The following is a 16,386-nucleotide window of genomic DNA, read 5'->3' as shown; positions in this document are numbered from 1 at the left end:
GTGGATTGATTTGCTATCCCGATACCACGGGACCGGATTGCAACCACTTAAAAAAATTGCTAATGCCTCCTTTCAATCATTTCAACACCTGTTTCCAAGGGGTTTGGCAATTATAAATTTGTTTATTTTTCATTAATTATTTAATAAATGTCATATTTATTTACATCAGAATCTGTTTCTGAAGGTCACCCAGATAAAATCGCCGATCAAATTTCGGATGCGTTAATTGATAATTTTTTGGCTTTCGATCCAGAATCAAAAGTAGCTTGCGAAACTTTGGTAACTACTGGTCAGGTTATTTTAGCAGGTGAGGTAAAATCTAAAACATATTTAGATGTACAGCAGATTGCACGTGATGTAATCAAGAAAATTGGTTACACCAAAAGCGAATACATGTTCGAGGCCAACTCTTGCGGTATTTTATCTGCCATACACGAGCAGTCGCAGGACATTAACCAGGGTGTAGATAGAAGCAGCAAAGAAGAACAAGGTGCAGGCGATCAAGGTATGATGTTTGGTTATGCAACCAACGAAACGGAAGATTACATGCCATTGGCATTAAACCTTTCTCATAAATTATTACAGGAACTTGCTGTTTTACGCCGCGAAAATAACGAAATCACTTATTTGCGCCCGGATGCGAAAAGCCAGGTTACTTTAGAGTATGATGATAATAACAAACCGGTTCGCATCGATGCCATTGTGATTTCTACACAGCATGATGATTTTGATGAAGAAGCCGCCATGTTGGCCAAAATCAAAACTGATCTGGTAAATATCCTGATTCCAAGAATCATCAAAAACAACCCGGCTTACGCACATTTATTTAACGATAAAATTGAATACCACATTAACCCAACCGGTAAATTTGTAATCGGCGGTCCGCATGGCGATACGGGTTTAACCGGTAGAAAAATTATTGTTGATACTTACGGTGGTAAAGGTGCCCATGGTGGTGGCGCTTTTTCTGGTAAAGATCCAAGTAAAGTAGATAGAAGTGCAGCTTATGCTACCCGTCACATCGCTAAAAACTTAGTGGCTTCTGGCATTGCTGACGAAATTTTGGTTCAGGTCTCTTACGCTATCGGTGTTGCAAAACCAATGGGTATTTACATCAATACTTACGGAACGGGTAAAGTAGGTAAAACTGATGGCGAGATTGCTAAAATTGTTGAATCAATTTTTGATATGCGTCCTTATTTTATTGAGCAACGTTTAAAGTTAAGAAACCCAATTTACAGCGAAACTGCTGCTTACGGACACATGGGCCGTACACCAGAAACGGTTACCAAAACTTTTAGAACACCAAACGGTGAAGAAAAAACGGTTACGGTTGATTTGTTTACCTGGGAGAAATTAGATTACGTAGATCAGGTTAAAGCTGCTTTCGGCATTTAATTCCAAATAAATTTTTAGAAAAGGCGTTTTGCAGCATTGCAGAACGCCTTTTTTTGTTATCGTGAAGTCAGATGTTACCATCTGACTGTAAAAATCTGTGTCGGATGGTAACATCCAACACCACCATGTGTGGTGGCTCAATAAACAGTAGAAAAATCATTGATGTTTTTTTTGAAAAGCAGGATCCTGCATCCATCGGTACCGAAAGCCCTGCCATCCGCTTTACCTCTCTGCGTTCGGTGTTCGCTCCTGTCAGGTTTAGTTAACCTGGGTTTAGTGCTCACAGGCCAAACTTACTAAGTTTCGCTTAGCCCAAGCCGGGGCCAACTTCGTAAGTTTTTCTGGCACACCTGCTCAACCTAACAGAATTGCAAAAACCTAACCTATTTAAACCTGATTGACGCGGGTAGCTCCCGATTTTTTCTAATCGGGACTACAAGCAAAAAGCAGGACTAACATTAAAAAGACTTACTACAATTGCTTTCCAAAAAACAAAGAAATTAGTTGACCTTTATCATATTCAATTTATTCTTTAGCCCTAAAACATTTTATATCTATTTAAAATCAGTGATCTATATGCCATTCATTTTCATAAACGACAACTCTTTCCCGGCGAAATGATCATCGTCTATGCTATAAGATTTAATATCCGCAATTTTCATTTCATCAACTGCATCTACAAAATTTTGGAACTTAGCCGTTTTGCCCGGTTTGATGATCACGATCATATACTTTGATGGATTGTTCTGATGGGTAGCCGCCACCAATAGCTTATTCGAAGCAATTTCCTTTTGGAGACTTGCCATAGGGATCACTTTCATGTTGGCCTTTTCAATAGTCCCCATATAAGATACTGCCTTGTTATCTTTACCAAGTACAATGGTCATGGTGCGCGATTCGGGGAAAGGAGCAGGATCAGGATTATGCTCATTAACAGGCTTAGCAATGTCTGCAGCATTTAATTGGCTCAGCGTTGTGGTAAGCATAAAAAATGTAGTTAATAAGAACATCAGGTCTACCATCGCAGTAAGATCTACCTTTGGTGTTGCTTTTTTGGTTCTTCCTTTTACGGCCTTGCCGCTTTGAGATTCGTTTAGAGTTGCCATAATGATTAGGTTTTTAATGATGATGACAACCTTGATCAAATTGCATAAAAAAAAGCAGCTAAAAATTTAGCCGCTTAAGAAAGGTCTTTCCGGGGAGGAACGACCATCATTAATACAAATTATTTTACTGCTTCAATAACTCCACAGCCCACTCGTGGTCCCGAGTTGCCGGTAGGTTGCGTGGTATAATCATCTGTACCGCCATGCACAATAATTCCACGACCGATAATATTTTTAATATCGCCATCTTTTATACTCCATCTATCGGTAGTAACCGAAAGTGTGGCATGGCCTTTACTATCTAACATGATATTGCCAATATCGCCACTGTGGTAAGCTGCAGATCCCCATTTTCCATGTGCTTCTTTCGTTGGATTCCAGTGGCCATGTGTATTTTCTCCCATATTGCCGCAATCGCCATGCTCGTGAAAGTGGACAGCAACATTGCTGTCGGCACGTGCAGCAAAATTCATCTCAATATCCATCTTAATTTTCCCATCGCTCAGTTCGTAAAATTTTGCTGTTCCAATGGTTTTGGTATTATCAGCCGTTTCGGTTAATGTTGCCTGTGCAATTTCTTTGTCGGTTTTGGTACAGGCACTTACAAATGCAAGGCCTGCAATGGCTATGCTTAAAAGATATTTTTTCATTTTTTTTTAAATTTAGTTTGCATACTAAACACATTGACAATCATTTAGTTTGATCTAAAACAGATACGGTTAAAACCATTTCGAATACCACTTGTTTAATCATTATAAAATCGTATAACTATGGAACAGCCAACTGCAATGAACACTTTGAGTCAAATTCTGGAGAAATTGAGGCTGAAAGGAAAAGATAACGAATTAAAAATGACTGACCACGGTAAGATGCAAAGTAAATCGTTGGGTAAAATCTACAAACCTGAAGATTTAACTATTGTTAAAACCTACCGCTTTGAAGGAGATTCAGACCCTGCGGATAACTCTGTATTGTATCTTCTGGAAGATCAGGATAAAAATATTGGATATATATTAGACGCTTATGGCATCTATTCGGATAACGACGGGCCATCTTTTGACGATTTCTTAAAAAAGATCCCAACTGAAAACAGAGACGAGCAGGAATTATTCAGTTAATAAAAATTTTAAAGATGGTCCGGTTAACCGGACCATTTCTATTTATAAAAGACCAGAACTTTCATCTTTCTATCCTGTTTAACTAAGTCTAATCCGATATCATTTATCGATTTCAGCATACCCTCTCTATTTCTTATCGCTAAATCAGTTTTGATATTGTATCGTTTTGATAAACCTGTTTCGTCTACAACGGGGAAACTAAATTCATTACTTAGATAATCGTTGGCAAAGTTGGCTAACGTAGCACCCTGCCCATCGTAACCTTGCCCGCTAAAGCTATAATTCAGTTTTACATCATTTGATTCTTTTTGGTTAAAATTTTTATTGATCAGCACATAAACAGGCATCATCCGATATTCTATTCTAGCCTTTACAGGTAGTAATACCAGAAGTTTATTTTGTAGGATAACCATTAAACTATCCTTTTGTTCAGGCTTAACCAGTAAGTCTAAAGAATAGAGTGTTTCCTTGTGATCAAAGTCAGAAACTTCTTTTTCGGGGAGTTCGTAAATCAATTGTTTTTCAGAAACTATACCATAAGCATCTTTATATAAGGAAGCCATCGAAGCATTGGTAAAGGTAATCCTACGACCATCGAAAGCACTTTTATCGGTATACCGCATACTGCCCGAATGCTGGCCTTTTATATAACCGCGCAACGTAAAACTGTGGATCAAAGTAGAATCAACAGCAAAAATATCACTGTTGTTATTTACAGGTTTCTCTTTAAATTCTGCTGTAGATTTTACTGCTAATCCTTTTACTAACCGATCGATCATTTTTTGATCAATTGAATCGCTTCTAACCAGGGCCACAACTTTACCCTTAGCATTTATAATTGCACTCTGCCCTACATACGCAAAGTCAAACAGCTTGTAAAAAAATCCCGTGATATCACTATAGAGCCAGACCTTCGACGGTTTTTTTGTCAGGTAATTCTGGAGCCTTGAAGGTTTTTCGTCAGAAATACCGATGACCTGAATGCTTGCGGGATTACGCGATTGTAGTTTAGCCAGCGTATCCATTTCGGGAATGCATGGACTACACCAGGTACCCCACAAGTTTAAGATATAAATCTTATCCTGCTTTTCTCCAGGCTGAATGGACTTGACAGGCGAATTGATTAAATTTTTGATCAATATATCCGGAAATTGATCGCCGGCTTTGATCTGAATGCCCTGTGACCATGCACCAGATGCACATACAGATAATAATAATAGATTAAAAAATATTGCTTTCATCATTTTTGTTTTACCAAAACTGAACAAAACACACTTTAAACTGAGTTATCGGATATGTTATTTTAGGTTATATTATGTTAATGCAATATTTAGACTTAGAGATTTAACATACATTTGATGATGCGAAAAAGTGCCAACATTTTAATTGCAATCTGTTTTTCGGTAATGGTGGCACTTTTATCGTTGCAGGTATATTGGATTGTTAACTATTACAAAACAACTTTAAAAGATTTTGAAAAGGAAGTTAACCTTGCTTTCGAAGATGGAATAAAAAAAGAGCTCAACTTACGCTGTGATACGATTCAGAACATTATCGAAAAAAAACTTTTAGATACCAATGCTTTTTTGATTAGTGCCAAATTTGATAAAAAAGACAAGAAATATATCTACACGGTTAGCGCAAAGGGTGATGAGAAAGATAAATTCTCATCGTCGTTTAGCTTATCAGATTATAGTAAGGCCCTTCCAAAAAACAAAAGTGATACCAGTGTGCGCAAACATATTGCTGGCCAACTTGCAATGCTAATGAGAGAAGAAGATCTGGAAACACATACCATTTATTATAGAACACAAAAGCTTGGTCTGTTTATGGATGAACAGACCAAGAAATACCAGTTCGACACCACTCGCTTAAGACCCGCATTTAACATTTACTTAAAAGCCCGAAACATTGAAACACCTTATCGCTTTATCGTTAAAAAAGTAGACAGCACCAATAATAAGGGTATAAAAAAGCTTGATTATGCTTTTGTTACGAGGGCGTTTCAAACCTACCGTTTTACCGATGATCAACAATACGTAAGAGCAATGTTTAAAAGTCCATCGGCTTACATTCTTTCCAGAATGGCCTTACTTCTGTTTTCTTCGTTCGCTATGATCTTTATAGTGTCAGGTTGTATGATCATTCTTTTAAAAAGACTTTTTTGGGAGAAAAGATTATCGACCATTAAAAACGATTTCATCAGTAATATCACCCACGAATTTAAAACACCCATATCAACGGTCTCAGTTGCCATTGAAGCCTTGAACAACCCCATCATCCGAAACGATGATGATAAATATAACCGGTACCTGATCCATGCAAAAAATGAAATTGAACGATTGAATATTTTGGTTGATAAAGTCTTAAATATCGCCATTTATGAGGATGGGAAATCTCCCCTACTAAAAGAAAAAGTCTTTTTCGGCAATAAAATAATGGAAATCATAAACCTGCATGAAATGAAAGCCGGGAAAAGAATTACTATTGATTATCAAAACAGAAGTGAAATAAACGAGATATATGTTGATTCTACTCAGTTTCAGCATGCCATAAGCAACATCATAGACAATGCAATAAAGTATTCAGGTGAAGAATCCCTGATCAAGGTAACCATTCAAAAGAAAGAGGTTTTTCTAACGATACAGGTTGAAGATAATGGCATTGGAATAGCTGAAAAAGACATCCCTGCCGTGTTCGAGAAATTCTATCGGGTAAGTACCGGCAATAGTCATCCGGTAAAAGGGCATGGATTAGGGTTAAATTATGTGAAACAGATCATGCATTTACACAATGGCTGGTATAAAATGGAAAGTAAACTTGGTAAAGGAACTAAAATCACTTTGGGATGGCCACTTTAAATAAAATTCTCTTTGTAGAAGACGAGCCTGCACTTGCCGAAATAGTTAAGGAAACATTAGCCTTAAAAGGATTCGAAGTGATACATACTTTAACCGCTAAAGAAACCATTAGTCAATACCATAAATCAAAGCCCGACATATTAATATTAGATGTAATGCTACCGGATGGCGATGGCTTCTCGATCGCAAAACAACTGAGACAGATTGATATGGCAACGCCGATTATATTTTTAACATCGAAATCGCTCCCTGCCGATGTGGTAATGGGTTTCGAAAGTGGCGGCAATGACTATTTAAAAAAACCTTTTAGTATGGAAGAGCTCACCATCAGGGTAAAAGCATTATTAAGCCAAAACCGACTTCTATTTAAGCCCGAAAATGAAGCAAAGCAGCCAATAAAAATAGGCAATTATCAATTTTACTATCCAAAAGGCATTTTAACCATAGCGAATAGTCAGAGAACATTAACCACCCGCGAAGCTGAAATATTACAAATGCTTTTGCTCAATAAAAACAACATGCTGGAGCGTAATGTGATTTTGAATGCACTTTGGAGCAACAATGACTATTTCTCTGGCAGAAGTCTCGATGTGTTTATCACCAAACTAAGGAAATACCTGAAGGATGATCCATCTATTTTCATTATGAATATCAGGGGCCAAGGCTATAAATTGGTTTATTAAGCTTTTACCACATTATTATTCCCTAATTTTGCGCCTCAATTTTACGAGTGCCCTTAATGAAAAGCAAAATCAATATTCCACCAATACCGGCAGTTTTACTATCCATTATCAGTGTGCAATGTGGAGCGGCAATTGCAAAAGGGCTTTTCCCGCAAATTGGGGCTGCTGCAACAGCATCTTTACGGATCGGCTTATCTGCGGTAATCTTACTAATTGCCTTCAGACCAAACCTATTTAAACTTAATGCTAAACAATGGAAATACGTGATCCTGTACGGCGTGTGTCTAGGCGTAATGAATCTGGTTTTTTATATGGCCATAGCAAGAATTCCGATCGGCTTAGGGGTAACGTTAGAATTCGTCGGTCCCTTAGGACTTGCCATTATTGGATCGAAGAAACCTGTTGATTTTCTGTGGGTGGTACTTGCTGCTACCGGTATTGTATTGATTACGCCATGGACAGGCAAAGGACTTAATTTAGCTGGCGTATTGCTGGCACTTTTGGCCGGCGTTTTTTGGGCAGGTTATATTATTTTGGGCGGTAGAATTTCAAAAATAATGAAAGGTGGTGATGCCGTTGCTATCGGGATGTTATTTGCTACAATTGTAATTTTACCCTTTGGTATTTATGGTGGCGGTTTAAGCACGCTGAACCCTAAATTAATAGGATTAGGAGCGGCACTTGCGCTACTATCAAGCGCCATTCCCTTTACCCTGGAAATGAGGGCACTTAAGCAGCTTCCTGCCCGGACTTTCAGTATCTTGATGAGTTTAGAACCTGCTATGGCCTCATTAGCCGCACTCGTTTTTTTACAAGAATACCTCACATTAAAAGAGTGTTTTGCCGTGGCTTTTGTTGTCATTGCTTCAGCAGGTTCTGCATTAACAGCCAGGCATACAAAAAATAATTAGGCCAGTTTTTCTGTTTTATAAATCACAATACCATCTGTCAACTGATCAGCTTGTGCTACAAAGGCTAAAATATATGGGTGCTTATTGTGCAGATCTAAACCTGCCTGATCTTTCCATTCTTCCTGAAAAATAAAGGTATGATCAACTGCCGACTCATGCAGATCGTACTGAATGCAGGCTTCTTCCTTACGAGAATTTACCACCATATCCAGCAGCATCGTTCTTAATGCCACGGTGGTTTCTTGTTTGCTTTTAACTATTGCTGTTAAGTAAATGCTCATATACTTCTGTATTTAAAAAATTTTGGGTTAAATGTTCCTGGTATAATTTAAGTGCACTCCTAATATCTGCATTCTTTTCCACATCATGAAAATGGATGCCATCTATTCGTTCCATTCCGGTAAAAGCATTCATTCTATGGAAACCAAACAAGACACCTTCATCCACACTGGTTTCCATAAAGAATTCTCCAGGTAAAGTAAAAGCTTCTTTTGGTGCATTCCATGATGATGTTACCATATATTTCCGTCCGTGCAGCATGCCACCTGTACCATAATTTCTGGTTGGATTATCCGCCTTGCGCCCATCGCTAATGTAAATTCCTTTTTTATGACCCTGGGTGAATACCACGTCAATATATTTTTTAAATCCATGTGGCAACTGAAACCACCAGATTGGGGTGTGGTAAATTACAACGTCCGCCCAAACATATTTCTCCACCTCTTCCTCGGGGTTGTAATCGTGGTTGATATTGGTTGTTTTTACTTCAAATTCTTTCATTGAAGTAAAAAAATCGACAGTTGCATTAGCTATTGTCTCGTTAAACCTGCCACCAGAATGACCAAATTTTTGTCCTCCGTTAATAATGAATATTTTTGTCATTTCGTTTTTTCAATTTGATAACACAAAATTACAGCGTCTCAATCTATTATTAAAACAAGTTAATTCATAGCTTTGTATCAGAATTATAATACATCTTTATGGTTAATTTAGAATGGTATAGAAGTTTTAAGGCAATTTATAAAACAGGAACGTTAACTGGTGCAGCAGAAAATCTGTTTATATCGCAACCTGGGGTAAGTTTGCATTTAAGTTCTTTAGAAAGTTATGTTGGCTACAAGCTGTTCGAGCGAACCGGCAGGAAAATGATCCCTACCGAAAAGGGAAAAGTATTGTATAATTTTATAGTGGAGCCTTTGACCAAACTGGAGGATGCAGAAAAACATTTCCAGAAAAGTACGGAGAAGCATACCCCGACCATTAGTGTAGGCATGTGTTTCGAAACTTTTCAGATTACGCTCGAGCAATATATTTCTACCCTTCCTTTTAATGTAATTATCCGTTTTGGCGAATATCCCGAAATGCTCGATCAATTGGATAAAGGCATTTTAGACCTCATTATTACCCCACAAAAAGGCAATTCTCCAAATGTGGAACATGAAGCGTTTTCTTCCGAAACCATTGTTTTAGTTGGTGGAATAGAAACTGACGGGCGAACTTTTGATTCGTTAGTTAAAAGGAAAGATCTGGCAGGAATGGAGGCCTGGTTAAAAAAGCAAAAATGGTATGGTACTGCAGGTGATATGGAACATCTTTTACGTTTCTGGCAGCTTAACTTTGGCAAGCATGCCGATTTCCGCCCAAACTACATTGTACCTAATCTCAATTCAATTGTCCGCTGCTTATCTGGCGGAAAAGGCCTGGCAATTATCCCCGATTTTCTTTGTAAAAAAGAAGTTGAAGAAGAAAAAGTAAAGGTTATTTGGGAAGGTACCTCAAAGCTCACCAACACTTTATACTTTGGTTGTAGAAAAAATACGCAGTATGCATCAGAAATTCACATAATCAAAAACCTTTTTAAAGAGGTTATGGTTAGTATATAGTTTCTATTGAAAATAATCCTGATTAGGCCTGTTTTTATTTGAACCTTAAGTAAAATAATTATTTTAGATCACGTCGTAAAATTCCAGAATGAGTCAGTCCAGTCCGCTTTTAAGTAATGATCAACTAATAGAAGTTTTTAATCAAACCCATACCGCAACGGCTGTTCATGTTGGAGAAACGGCCATTATACAGACCGCAAATGACGCGATGCTGCGCATTTGGGGTAAAGACAGGCGTGTGATCGGGAAATCGCTTGAAGATGCCCTGCCTGAATTAAAAGGCCAACCTTTTATTGAGATGTTCAGAAAAGTTTGGCTGGAAGGCCTTGTGATTTCGGGAAAGGATACCGCTGCCGACATTATTATTGACGGTGAGCTAAAAACCTTTTATTTTGATTTTGAATATCGGGCCATAAAAAACGACGAAGGCAAGACCATCTGTATTCTACATACCGCGATTGATGTAAGCGAGCGTGTATTGAGGAAGGAAGCTGTAGAAAGGGAGCAAGAGAAGAATGAAGCATTACAGCGCGAACAGGTACTGAACGAGGAACTTGCTGCCACAGTAGAAGAACTTGCGGCTACCAATGAAGAACTGGTGGCCACGAATGAAGAATTACAGGAAACACAAGAAACCTTACACGTTCTAAATAACGAACTCGAATTAAGAGTTGCAGAACGGTTTAACCAACTGTCGGAAAGCGAAAAACGCTTTAAAACCATGGCAGAAGGAACTGATATTTTTATTGCCGTTGGTGATGAGCAGGGAAATGCGATTTACTTTAATAAACCCTGGATTACCTTAACCGGCAGATCAATGCAGAACCTGCTTGCTTTTGGCTGGGCTGACCTGATTCACCCTGAAGACCGTGATAGGTATGTAAACATTTACCTTTCAGCACTGGCAGAAAAAAAACCATTTACAGGCGAATTTAGAATCCTGACTAAAAAAGGTGATTACCGATGGTTACTTGCAAGCGGCCCTCCACGTTTCCACGCCGACGGGTCTTTTGCCGGTTACATCAGTTCGTGTATTGATATTACCGAAAGAAAATTAATTGAATTAGAGCGGTTAAATTTAAATAAACTCATCGAAGCCAGTTCAGAGTTTATCGCTTTATTCGGTTTAGATATGTCTATCCAATATTTGAACCCTGCAGCATTAAGGAAATTAGGTTGGACTAATCTCACGAACCGAAAGATAACAGACTGTGTTTTCCCTGCAGACAGGCCCGCCGCCCAACAACTTTTAACCGGGGTTTTGCAGGGCATCAATTTCAAACAGGAAATCCGCTTCTGGAACGAAAAGACAGGAAATCCGTTTTGGATCGAATGGAACGGTTTTGCCATAAAAGATCAGGAAAAAGATAAAATAACTGCGATTGCTACGGTAAGTCCGGATATTACAGACCGAAAACTTTATCAGGAAGAGCTTCAGGATATCAATATTGAAATGGCGGCGGCAAATGAGGAATTGGCCACTACCAACGAAGAACTTGCCCAAACACATGAAGACCTGATCCAATATACCAAAAAGTTATCCGATAGTGAAGAAAGGCTACTTCAGGCCATTGATACTGGCAGAATGGGTACCTGGAGCATCGACCCAAAAACACTCGAACTTACCGTATCGGGATTTGTTAAAAATTTACTCGGTTTACCACCGGATGAGCCTGCTAAAATAGACGTCATCATGAGCGCGATCAATCCCGATTATCATGATATACTGAATGCATCTTTAACAAACGCATTAAACAGCCACTCTTCAAGTGATAATGAATTTCCAATAAATAATTTAATCACCGGCGAAGAAAAATGGGTTAGAGCAACCGGGAGGGTATTTGTAGACCAGCATGGTAACGCGACAGAATATTCGGGTCTTTTTATTGATATCACGGAACAAAAACTAGATGAACTTCGAAAAAATGATTTCATCGGAATGGTCAGTCATGAATTAAAAACACCATTAACAGCCATCAATGGCTTTGTTCAGGTTTTGCAGCGCAAGGCTAAAAAAGACCAAGATAATTATGCAATGATTGCTTTGGAAAAAACACATAGCCAGATCAGAAAAATGAGCACCATGATCAATGGTTTCTTAAATGTATCACGTTTGGAATCTGGTAAGCTGCTTATCGAGAAAATCAACTTTAATTTAGATGAGTTGTTGAAAGAAACCATCGAAGAAACTTATATCTCACAATCTTCGCATCAAATTATATTAAATCCGACCTGCGAGGTTAACATTAATGCCGATCGGGATAAAATCGGGAATGTGATTTCTAACCTGATCAGTAACGGCATAAAATACTCCGATAATGGAACGCGCATCGAAATAACCTGCAAACTACTTGATGCTGAGGTTGAAATTCAGATTAAAGATGAGGGAATAGGCATAAAACCTGATGATATTGACAAGCTTTTTGAACGTTATTACCGTGTTCAGGGGAATCATACAATCTCGGGCTTCGGTATCGGACTTTATTTAAGCGCCGAAATTATTGAGCGGCATGGTGGCAGGATATGGGCTGAAAGTGAAGAAGGTAAAGGCTCTGTGTTTCATTTTACTTTGCCTTTGAGGTAATTTATCACAGTTTTTTACCGCAAAGATCACTAAGATTTTCACAATAGGCGCAGAGGTTTTTCAAGAAAAGCGATTAATTTTTTTTTATGTGTTTCCGTGGTTAAGCAAAGGGAGATCTGTCATTCTGAGTGAAACGAAGAATCTTTCTCTCTAAACATGAAAGATTTTTCACTGCGTTCAGAATGACAACAAAAGCCTCTGTCGTAAAAAAGCCTACCCTATTCCCAAGCCATCCAATAGTTCTTCATCAACTAAGTTGGGCAGCGTAACTTTCAAATTACCTGTCCGTTCCATTTCGCGTTCGATGGCAAAACGGGCTTCCTTATTACGGGCCCAGCTTCTCCTGGCAATTCCGTTGTTTACATCATAAAAAAGCATGTTCTGCAATTTTTCTGCAGCTTGTCCGGTTCCATCAAGTACCATTCCGAAACCACCGTTTATCACTTCGCCCCAGCCTACGCCACCGCCATTATGGATCGAAACCCAGGTTGCACCTCTAAAACTATCGCCAATCACATTATGGATGGCCATATCGGCGGTAAACCTGCTTCCATCGTAAATATTGCTCGTTTCCCTGAAAGGCGAATCTGTTCCGCTTACATCATGATGATCCCTGCCTAAAATTACAGGAGCTGATAATTCACCGGTTTTAATAGCCTCGTTAAAGCGTAAAGCAATTTTTGCACGTCCTTCGGCATCAGCATATAAAATACGGGCTTTTGAACCGACCACCAACCTGTTTTCTTTGGCTGCCGTAATCCAGTTGATGTTGTCCTGTAACTGTTGCTGTATTTCTGAAGGTGCAGTAAGTTTGATTTCTTCCATTACTTCTTTCGCCATGCGATCGGTTAGATCGAGATCCTTTTCATCGCCCGAGGCACAAACCCACCTAAAGGGACCGAAACCATAATCAAAACATAGCGGGCCTAGAATATCTTCTACATAGGAGGGATACCTAAAATCTATTCCATTAGGCGCCATTACATCGGCACCTGCCCTACTGCATTCCAGTAAAAAGGCATTTCCATAATCAAAAAAGTAAGTTCCCCTAGCGGTATGTTTATTAACGCTGGCAGCATGTCTTTTTAACGAATCCTGAACGTTAATTCTAAATTGTTCAGCTGCATTGGCCATCATTTCATTGGCTTCCTCAAAACTTAAACCTGCAGGATAATAGCCACCAGAGTAAGGATTATGAAGCGAAGTTTGGTCGGAACCAATCGCAACCTCAATATTTTCCTGATCAAAACGTTCCCAAACATCCACCACATTACCAATATAAGCCAATGAAACCGTTTGTTTTTCACTTTGAGCCAATTGAACCCTTTTCACCAGTTCATCTAAATTATCGATCAACTCATCCACCCAACCTTGCTGATGCCTTTTGGTCGCCGCCTTTGGATTTACCTCAGCACATACCGTAATACAGCCCACAATGTTACCAGCTTTGGTTTGCGCTCCACTCATGCCTCCTAAACCCGCCGTAAGGAAAATTTTACCAGCGGTATCTTTTCCATAAAAACCTTTTTTACGGAAAGCATTCATTAAAGTAATTGCCGTACCATGAACAATCCCCTGAGGTCCGATATACATATACGAACCGGCGGTCATCTGTCCATATTGAGTTACCCCCAAGGCACCAAATTTTTCCAGATCTTCAGGCGAAGAATAATTCGGCACCATCATGCCATTGGTTACCACTACCCTGGGTGCTGCGGTACTGGAAGGAAATAAGCCCTGCGGATGTCCACTGTAAATATTCAGCGTTTGCTGATCAGTCATTGTAGCAAGATATTGCATGGTGAGTAAATATTGCGCCCAATTTTGAAATACACTGCCATTGCCACCATAAGTAATCAGTTCTTCCGGATGTTGTGCTATTGCCGGGTCCAGATTGTTCTGAATCATGAGCATAATGGCGGCAGCATGTGGCGTACGACAAGGATACTCGCTTATTGGGCGTGCATAAATGGCATAATCGGGCATAAAACGGTACATGTAAATGTGTCCGTAGTTTTCCAGTTCACTTAAAAACTCCTGCGCGAGTTCCTGGTGCCATGCTTCGGGGAAATAACGCAGCGCATTTTTAATGCTCAGTTTTTTTTCCGGCACATTTAACACCGCTCTCCTTACCGGCGCATGGCTTAATTGCGCATTTCTTATTTTTTTTGCGGGTAAAACCGAAGGAATACCTGCCAATAGCTGTGCTTTAAAATCCATTTCCTGTAATTTTAACTCTTATAAATCCTGTTCTGCCCTGAGTGCGGTGGCTACAATTTTTCCTTGCTGTACCATCTGGATGGCATTTTCCATCCTATCATACATAATCTGATCTTCTTCAAAATGATCAATTTCGGTGCGAACAAAATCGTGCACCGCAGCCAAAATTTTTCCAGGCTTTAATGGGTAATGATAATCAACAGCCTGTGCAGCACAGAACAATTCGATACCAAGGATTTTTTCTACATTTTCGATTACCTGTAAGGCTTTACGGCCACTGATGGAACCCATGCTTACATGATCTTCCTGACCAAGTGAGGTTGGAATACTATCGGCACTGGCCGGGAAACAAAGACCTTTATTTTCGCTGGCCAAAGCTGCCGAGGTATATTGAACAATCATAAAACCAGAATTTAATCCGGTTTCTTTCATCAGCAATTTCGGCACGCCAGGGGTATTTCCTTCCAGAGAGAGGTAAATCCGTCTATCGCTGATGTTTCCGATCTCTGAAGCCGCTAAACAGGCATAATCAAGCGGTAAGGCTAATGGCTGGCCGTGAAAATTCCCTCCGCTGATGGTTAAATCATCATTAAATATGACAGGGTTATCGGTTACTGAATTAAGTTCGATTTCCAACGTTTCTTTTAAATGCATCCATGCCTTTCTGGAAGCGCCATGCACCTGCGGAATGCACCTTAAAGAATAAGGATCCTGTACTTTAGCACAATCGGCATGCGATTTCATGATTTCAGAACCTTGTAACAGTTTCCGCACCTGTTCTGCCACGGCAATATTTGCAGGGTATGGTCTTAGTTGATGAAGTTGTGCATGAAAAGGTTTTTCCGATCCCTGCAAACCTTCAATCATCAATGCAGCAATAATATCAGCAGAATTCAGCACATTTTCCAAACGTTGTACTACCTTAACGGCATGCGCGGCAATAAACTGCGTGCCGTTAATTAAAGCCAGACCTTCTTTAGGCCCTAATTGCAAAGGCTGTATCTCATGTTGTTTTAAAAGTTGAGCTGTGGCAATAATTTCGCCTTTATAATGCACCTTACCCAAGCCAATTAAAGGCAAAAAGAGATGAGAAAGTGGTGCAAGATCGCCAGAGGCACCAACAGAACCTTGTTTAGGCACAACAGGAGTGGCACCGGTTTCTAAAAACCAGATCATCCGGTCAAGTGTTTCGATTTTAATGCCCGAGTAGCCCTGAGCTAAAGCCTGCAGTTTTAAAACCAACATCAGTTTTGATATTTCGCTATCTATCGGCTCGCCCACACCAACAGCATGACTCTTTAAAATATTTTCCTGTAGTTTACGGGTATCATTGGCCGAAATCATGGAGGTACAAAGTGGTCCGAAACCCGTATTGATTCCATAAACAGCCTTGCCAGAAATTGCAATACGCTCTACCACCTTGCTGCTTTCGAGCACTTTTGCCCGTGTGCCTTCGCTTAATATGCCTTTCACTTCACCACTACTGATAGCCAAAGCCAGTTTAGCGGTTAAATGGTCTGTTCCGTAATTAAAAATCTGTTGCTCACTCATATCATAAAGGTTTTAAACAAAAATAAGCCCTATATTTGATACCTATAAATACCAATTACATCATCATGTAA

At 39.4% G+C, this 16,386-nt stretch carries 15 protein-coding genes; 8 read left to right on the top strand and 7 right to left on the bottom strand.

Annotated elements, in window-relative coordinates; translation table 11 throughout:
* The first annotated feature begins 147 nt into the window (after nucleotides 1–147).
* Nucleotides 148–1,398: a methionine adenosyltransferase gene (metK, locus tag ACUN24_RS05700; RefSeq protein WP_445561631.1), complete on the top strand. Its 1,251-nt coding sequence runs from the start codon at nucleotides 148–150 to the stop codon at nucleotides 1,396–1,398.
* A 104-nt stretch (nucleotides 1,399–1,502) separates the two neighbouring features.
* Nucleotides 1,503–1,664, top strand: a complete 162-nt coding sequence (locus ACUN24_RS05695) for a hypothetical protein (RefSeq protein ID WP_445561630.1) — start codon at nucleotides 1,503–1,505, stop codon at nucleotides 1,662–1,664.
* A gap of 306 nt (nucleotides 1,665–1,970) precedes the next feature.
* Here ACUN24_RS05695 and ACUN24_RS05690 read toward each other — a convergent pair whose 3' ends face one another.
* Entirely contained in the window at nucleotides 1,971–2,504 is a 534-nt protein-coding gene (locus ACUN24_RS05690) for a biopolymer transporter ExbD (RefSeq protein WP_445561629.1), read from the bottom strand.
* A gap of 119 nt (nucleotides 2,505–2,623) precedes the next feature.
* Nucleotides 2,624–3,154, bottom strand: coding sequence for a superoxide dismutase family protein (locus tag ACUN24_RS05685; RefSeq protein ID WP_445561628.1), 531 nt, complete (start codon nucleotides 3,152–3,154; stop codon nucleotides 2,624–2,626).
* 120 nt (nucleotides 3,155–3,274) lie between these two features.
* On the opposite strand from ACUN24_RS05685, the gene ACUN24_RS05680 reads away from it, so the two are divergent.
* Nucleotides 3,275–3,622, top strand: coding sequence for a hypothetical protein (locus ACUN24_RS05680; protein ID WP_445561627.1), 348 nt, complete (start codon nucleotides 3,275–3,277; stop codon nucleotides 3,620–3,622).
* Between the two features lie 38 nt (nucleotides 3,623–3,660).
* On the opposite strand, the gene ACUN24_RS05675 is transcribed toward ACUN24_RS05680, so the two are convergent.
* Nucleotides 3,661–4,866 (bottom strand): redoxin domain-containing protein, encoded by a 1,206-nt coding sequence (locus ACUN24_RS05675; RefSeq protein ID WP_445561626.1) that lies wholly within the window; start codon nucleotides 4,864–4,866, stop codon nucleotides 3,661–3,663.
* Between the two features lie 114 nt (nucleotides 4,867–4,980).
* On the opposite strand from ACUN24_RS05675, the gene ACUN24_RS05670 reads away from it, so the two are divergent.
* Genes ACUN24_RS05670 through ACUN24_RS05660 form a run of 3 tightly spaced genes read left to right on the top strand, consistent with a single transcriptional unit; the run spans nucleotide 4,981 to nucleotide 8,077 of the window.
* Complete coding sequence (locus ACUN24_RS05670) at nucleotides 4,981–6,483, top strand: sensor histidine kinase (protein ID WP_445561625.1); 1,503 nt, start codon at nucleotides 4,981–4,983, stop codon at nucleotides 6,481–6,483.
* On the top strand, nucleotides 6,471–7,166 hold the full coding sequence (locus tag ACUN24_RS05665) for a response regulator transcription factor (RefSeq protein WP_445561624.1): 696 nt from the start codon (nucleotides 6,471–6,473) through the stop codon (nucleotides 7,164–7,166). The genes ACUN24_RS05670 and ACUN24_RS05665 overlap by 13 nt, the downstream gene beginning before the upstream one ends.
* Nucleotides 7,167–7,222: 56 nt before the next feature.
* A complete protein-coding gene (locus ACUN24_RS05660) occupies nucleotides 7,223–8,077 on the top strand; it encodes an EamA family transporter (protein ID WP_445561623.1) in 855 nt (284 codons plus the stop codon).
* On the opposite strand, the gene ACUN24_RS05655 is transcribed toward ACUN24_RS05660, so the two are convergent.
* Both ACUN24_RS05655 and ACUN24_RS05650 read right to left on the bottom strand, forming a co-directional pair.
* The gene (locus ACUN24_RS05655) at nucleotides 8,074–8,358 is read right to left on the bottom strand and encodes a putative quinol monooxygenase (RefSeq protein WP_121284505.1); all 285 of its coding nucleotides are present in this window, start codon (nucleotides 8,356–8,358) and stop codon (nucleotides 8,074–8,076) included. The genes ACUN24_RS05660 and ACUN24_RS05655 overlap by 4 nt on opposite strands.
* Nucleotides 8,330–8,959, bottom strand: coding sequence for an NAD(P)H-dependent oxidoreductase (locus ACUN24_RS05650; RefSeq protein WP_445561622.1), 630 nt, complete (start codon nucleotides 8,957–8,959; stop codon nucleotides 8,330–8,332). Before ACUN24_RS05650 ends, ACUN24_RS05655 begins: the two co-directional genes overlap by 29 nt.
* A gap of 98 nt (nucleotides 8,960–9,057) precedes the next feature.
* On the opposite strand from ACUN24_RS05650, the gene ACUN24_RS05645 reads away from it, so the two are divergent.
* Nucleotides 9,058–9,960: a LysR family transcriptional regulator gene (locus ACUN24_RS05645; RefSeq protein WP_445561621.1), complete on the top strand. Its 903-nt coding sequence runs from the start codon at nucleotides 9,058–9,060 to the stop codon at nucleotides 9,958–9,960.
* An 88-nt stretch (nucleotides 9,961–10,048) separates the two neighbouring features.
* Nucleotides 10,049–12,544 (top strand): PAS domain S-box protein, encoded by a 2,496-nt coding sequence (locus tag ACUN24_RS05640; RefSeq protein ID WP_445561620.1) that lies wholly within the window; start codon nucleotides 10,049–10,051, stop codon nucleotides 12,542–12,544.
* A 213-nt stretch (nucleotides 12,545–12,757) separates the two neighbouring features.
* Here ACUN24_RS05640 and ACUN24_RS05635 read toward each other — a convergent pair whose 3' ends face one another.
* Complete coding sequence (locus ACUN24_RS05635) at nucleotides 12,758–14,764, bottom strand: urocanate hydratase (protein ID WP_445561619.1); 2,007 nt, start codon at nucleotides 14,762–14,764, stop codon at nucleotides 12,758–12,760.
* Nucleotides 14,765–14,782: 18 nt separating this feature from the next.
* Nucleotides 14,783–16,315: a histidine ammonia-lyase gene (gene hutH / locus ACUN24_RS05630; RefSeq protein ID WP_445561618.1), complete on the bottom strand. Its 1,533-nt coding sequence runs from the start codon at nucleotides 16,313–16,315 to the stop codon at nucleotides 14,783–14,785.
* Nucleotides 16,316–16,386: the final 71 nt, after the last annotated feature.

It is taken from the genome of Pedobacter sp. WC2501 (assembly GCF_052682415.1).
The sequence above is the reverse complement of the archived record's forward strand: the minus strand, read 5'-3'. Positions and strand labels throughout refer to the sequence as shown.

Excerpts from the sequence above, each read along its gene's own strand:
- metK (WP_445561631.1), top strand. The coding sequence starts at position 148 with ATGTCATATTTATTTACATCAGAATCTGTTTCTGAAGGTCACCCAGAT.
- ACUN24_RS05695 (WP_445561630.1), top strand. The coding sequence starts at position 1,503 with ATGGTAACATCCAACACCACCATGTGTGGTGGCTCAATAAACAGTAGA.
- ACUN24_RS05690 (WP_445561629.1), bottom strand. The coding sequence starts at position 2,504 with ATGGCAACTCTAAACGAATCTCAAAGCGGCAAGGCCGTAAAAGGAAGA.
- ACUN24_RS05685 (WP_445561628.1), bottom strand. The coding sequence starts at position 3,154 with ATGAAAAAATATCTTTTAAGCATAGCCATTGCAGGCCTTGCATTTGTA.
- ACUN24_RS05680 (WP_445561627.1), top strand. The coding sequence starts at position 3,275 with ATGGAACAGCCAACTGCAATGAACACTTTGAGTCAAATTCTGGAGAAA.
- ACUN24_RS05675 (WP_445561626.1), bottom strand. The coding sequence starts at position 4,866 with ATGATGAAAGCAATATTTTTTAATCTATTATTATTATCTGTATGTGCA.
- ACUN24_RS05670 (WP_445561625.1), top strand. The coding sequence starts at position 4,981 with ATGATGCGAAAAAGTGCCAACATTTTAATTGCAATCTGTTTTTCGGTA.
- ACUN24_RS05665 (WP_445561624.1), top strand. The coding sequence starts at position 6,471 with ATGGCCACTTTAAATAAAATTCTCTTTGTAGAAGACGAGCCTGCACTT.
- ACUN24_RS05660 (WP_445561623.1), top strand. The coding sequence starts at position 7,223 with ATGAAAAGCAAAATCAATATTCCACCAATACCGGCAGTTTTACTATCC.
- ACUN24_RS05655 (WP_121284505.1), bottom strand. The coding sequence starts at position 8,358 with ATGAGCATTTACTTAACAGCAATAGTTAAAAGCAAACAAGAAACCACC.
- ACUN24_RS05650 (WP_445561622.1), bottom strand. The coding sequence starts at position 8,959 with ATGACAAAAATATTCATTATTAACGGAGGACAAAAATTTGGTCATTCT.
- ACUN24_RS05645 (WP_445561621.1), top strand. The coding sequence starts at position 9,058 with ATGGTTAATTTAGAATGGTATAGAAGTTTTAAGGCAATTTATAAAACA.
- ACUN24_RS05640 (WP_445561620.1), top strand. The coding sequence starts at position 10,049 with ATGAGTCAGTCCAGTCCGCTTTTAAGTAATGATCAACTAATAGAAGTT.
- ACUN24_RS05635 (WP_445561619.1), bottom strand. The coding sequence starts at position 14,764 with ATGGATTTTAAAGCACAGCTATTGGCAGGTATTCCTTCGGTTTTACCC.
- hutH (WP_445561618.1), bottom strand. The coding sequence starts at position 16,315 with ATGAGTGAGCAACAGATTTTTAATTACGGAACAGACCATTTAACCGCT.